The sequence below is a fragment of the Staphylococcus caprae genome (assembly GCF_002902725.1).
Lineage (GTDB): Bacteria > Bacillota > Bacilli > Staphylococcales > Staphylococcaceae > Staphylococcus > Staphylococcus caprae.
In genome coordinates, this window is sequence record NZ_PPRT01000082.1 from 1 (window position 1) to 3,486 (window position 3,486).

Consider the following 3,486-nt stretch of genomic DNA (forward strand, 5'->3'; position numbering starts at 1 on the left):
ATCTTTTTCAGTTCCTAGTATTCGGTCTCTTATGATATTAAGTTTTATATCATGAGATTGAATACTTTTATATCCTTTTATTTCATTAATTACTACTTTCTTTTCTTTTTCAAAATTCTTTTTTGAATAATCATGATTTTTCAAATACTTTAATAATATATTTAAAGCATCCTCTGACATATGAGGAGCGCAAAAAAATGTAAAATAAGTATTTTTTTCACTAGTAGTAGCATTTAAGACAATACTTAGATTTTTCATTTCTTCATAAAGATGATTATCACCTATCCAAAATTTCATATGTTCCAAAAAATGAGCATATCCTATTTGACTATCCAACCCTCCAAAATTAATCTTTACACTAATACAATTAATATATGCGTTTTTTATATGAAAACCTAAGCCACTAAGCTCCGCAAATTTAATTTTCATAATATTGTTATCTAATCCTTTTAACATAGAATCACCCTTCATCTAAAGCGATAAATGTCATATTTTTAACCATGCTATTAAATTCTAAGTAGTTAAGTTTTTTTATATCATGAAATGGATGGGCAAACTTTTTATATTTTTGTCCTAACTTAAATAAATAGAAGTTATAACCGTATTGTTTGTCTAATAAAAACCTTAATTCGGTATCTAAAAAAGTTTTAATACTTTCAAATTCTTCAATATTCAACCACAAATTTTTCATTATTTTTTTCACACTATTTTTAATATCATTTTTTTCCTTAACATCTGAGCTAAAATGTATAAAAAATAGATTACATTCATTATCAAAATATGAACTGAAATGGTAAAGTTGATAAGCCTTTATTCTAAGTTCTTCAAACAACTTTGAATGTCCATAATGAGAAAGATAAGCTTGTAATAAATTACCATAAAAGCATGTATCCTCGATACAATTAGCTTTAATACTCCAACAGAGGGTATAAAAAGGGTGGTTATCTAATCCTATTTCAGAAATGTTATTTCTTACTTTAAGGTTATTATTGAGATTATAATTGTTATGTATAATAGGATTATCTATTCTAATGAAATTGTTATAGTGAGTATACTTATATTCATAATTCTTTAAAGTGACATCATCGATATCTTTCTTTTGCAGATCTACTAAATAAAATTCTTCTACTTTTCCATATCTATATTTTCCATATATATCGTCTAGACCAAGAATTTCTTTGTATTCATTCCTATGAATGTTAAACGGACTTAATTGATACTGCTTTATCTTTTCTTTTAAACTCATTTTTGCTTTATCTTTTGCTTCATTTAATTCTTCTACTGTGAAATGGCAATTACCATAATTATTATCTAAATTTAAGATACTATATAACCAGAAAAACTGATTATTATAACAAATTAAGTTAGTATACCTTCTACATTTATAGGAATCTAATTTCCCGAATAATTCGTTAAACGTGTAGGATAACAGTTGATAATAATTTAGTTTACTTAAGTTCATTTTTGGTAGTTGTTCTATTTCCATAGTCGAATTATATATAGAAGATTTAACATTTTTAATGCAGAAAGACAAAATAATCACTCCTATTAGACTTAACTTTATTTAAAACAAAAATCACAAGTATTAAAGGGAGTGTAATCCAAATACTATAGGTTAAGGCCATATATATATATGGTATTAAAATGATTAAAGAAATATATTTTTTCGGATTTTTCCATATATCCTGTTTAGATGACCAATTTAATATAGGAAACTTTTGATCAAATTTTAATCTAAAATATGCACAAAAAAGCATAGTTATATATATGTTAATAATTTTTAAATCTACGTTATGTCTAATTAATGAGAATATCACTATACTTAATGTTAACATTGTTAACATTAAAATGAGACATATAAAAAATTTAATTAAAAACACTTTGTGCTTATTTATAGGTAAATATACATATACTCTTTGATAATTTTTATCGGTTGAAAACAATAAATAAACTGGACTCATCGCTAGTATAATTATCATGATTAAAAAGTAATTAATATTTGGGTCTATATTTTTAATAGAATTTAAATTAAATGTCAGTATAGCGGTAAAAATTACTGCTATGACACTATTAATCCAGTTACTTTTATCAGAAACCCATTTTTTTATTTCAATTTTTAATAGTGATACTTTTTCTTTTTTTTCAACAGATTTATTAACCTTTTTGTTTTCTAGCAACTTAATACCATCAAAATAAACATAAATTAAACTTATCATTATAATTATTAATAAAGAGCTAAGTAATAGTGGTGACAATGACACTAATAATAAGAGAATCGTAAGAATTATCTTTTTCAACAAATCAGTTGTTTCAAAAAAAATAATTACACAACTAAATGTTAAAAAAATCATCAATACATATGAGATCATCATTATAATAGTGTTCGTTAAACTAATCCCTGATTGTATATATAAAAATATAGGTAATATCAAAAGATAAATCATTCTCTTTAGACCTACCTCTAAAAAAATATATACAACCATTGATAGATACAATTTTTTTGTGTTTACTGGCAATGGTTTAAACATGGTATGTACATAACTGTTTCTAAATGAACTCCAAAAGGATAATGCTAAAACAAACGAGGTCAAAGAAATAATCAATTTAAAATGGGTATGCTTAATAATGGTAATTTCTATACCACTATTCATAATTAAATAAAACTCAAACATCAACAAAATCAATATACTTATTATTAATCTACTTATCGATTTCACATTATATTTGTGACTCTCTGCGAGAATTATATATTTTAGATATTTATGTAGTTTCATCCACACCCAAAACCTCTCTAATTTGACTAGCATTCTCAAATGTTAATTCAGTAGCTTTTCTGTTATTAATTAATACAATTTTATTTGTAAATCTTTCAACTACATCAAGAATATGAGTAGATAAAATTACTAAATACCCCTTATTCTTTAATAGTTGTATATCTTCTATAAACTTCTCAATAGCTTGTATATCTAGTCCATTTAATGGTTCATCAAAAATTAAAATTCTTGTATTTATTAGGTAAGAACATATAATATTTAGCTTCTTGAGATTTCCAAGAGAAAGTTCATCGATTATCTTATTTTTATGGTTTGTAAATTGATATCTTTCCATATAATACTGTAATAATTTATGATCTATTTTCGTGTTGTATACGTCTAAAATTAAGTTTATATATTGCAAACAATTCATGTATTTTACTTTTTCAGGATTATCTGCTATATAAAACCTTTCCTTTTTACTGCTTTGTATTATTTTAGAGGGGCTTTCTGCACTAAAGGAAGCATTGCCCATAACAATACTTCCTTTAAATGTAGGCAAAACCCCACAAATTGTATTGATGAGTGTAGTTTTACCGCTACCATTTTTACCAATCAAAGCATAAATTTCTCCACTCGTTAGTTGTAAATTTATATTTTCTAAAATAAATTCTTTGTCGTACCAAACATATAAGTCAGAGATTTTTATCATTATTAACACCTTGTATTAATC

Annotated in this window: 4 protein-coding genes; all 4 read right to left on the reverse strand. The window is 24.4% G+C overall.

The window, feature by feature from the left end; all coding sequences use genetic code 11:
- A partial coding sequence (locus tag CD155_RS11925) for an insulinase family protein (RefSeq protein WP_180991839.1) occupies positions 1 to 456 on the reverse strand: 456 nt, incomplete at its 3' end.
- Between the two features lie 4 nt (positions 457 to 460).
- A complete protein-coding gene (locus tag CD155_RS11930) occupies positions 461 to 1,486 on the reverse strand; it encodes an insulinase family protein (protein WP_141756898.1) in 1,026 nt (341 codons plus the stop codon).
- A gap of 31 nt (positions 1,487 to 1,517) precedes the next feature.
- Positions 1,518 to 2,216, reverse strand: coding sequence for a hypothetical protein (locus tag CD155_RS13175; RefSeq protein ID WP_256605018.1), 699 nt, complete (start codon positions 2,214 to 2,216; stop codon positions 1,518 to 1,520).
- 544 nt (positions 2,217 to 2,760) lie between these two features.
- Positions 2,761 to 3,465: an ATP-binding cassette domain-containing protein gene (locus tag CD155_RS11940; RefSeq protein WP_103213425.1), complete on the reverse strand. Its 705-nt coding sequence runs from the start codon at positions 3,463 to 3,465 to the stop codon at positions 2,761 to 2,763.
- Between the last annotated feature and the right edge of the window lie 21 nt (positions 3,466 to 3,486).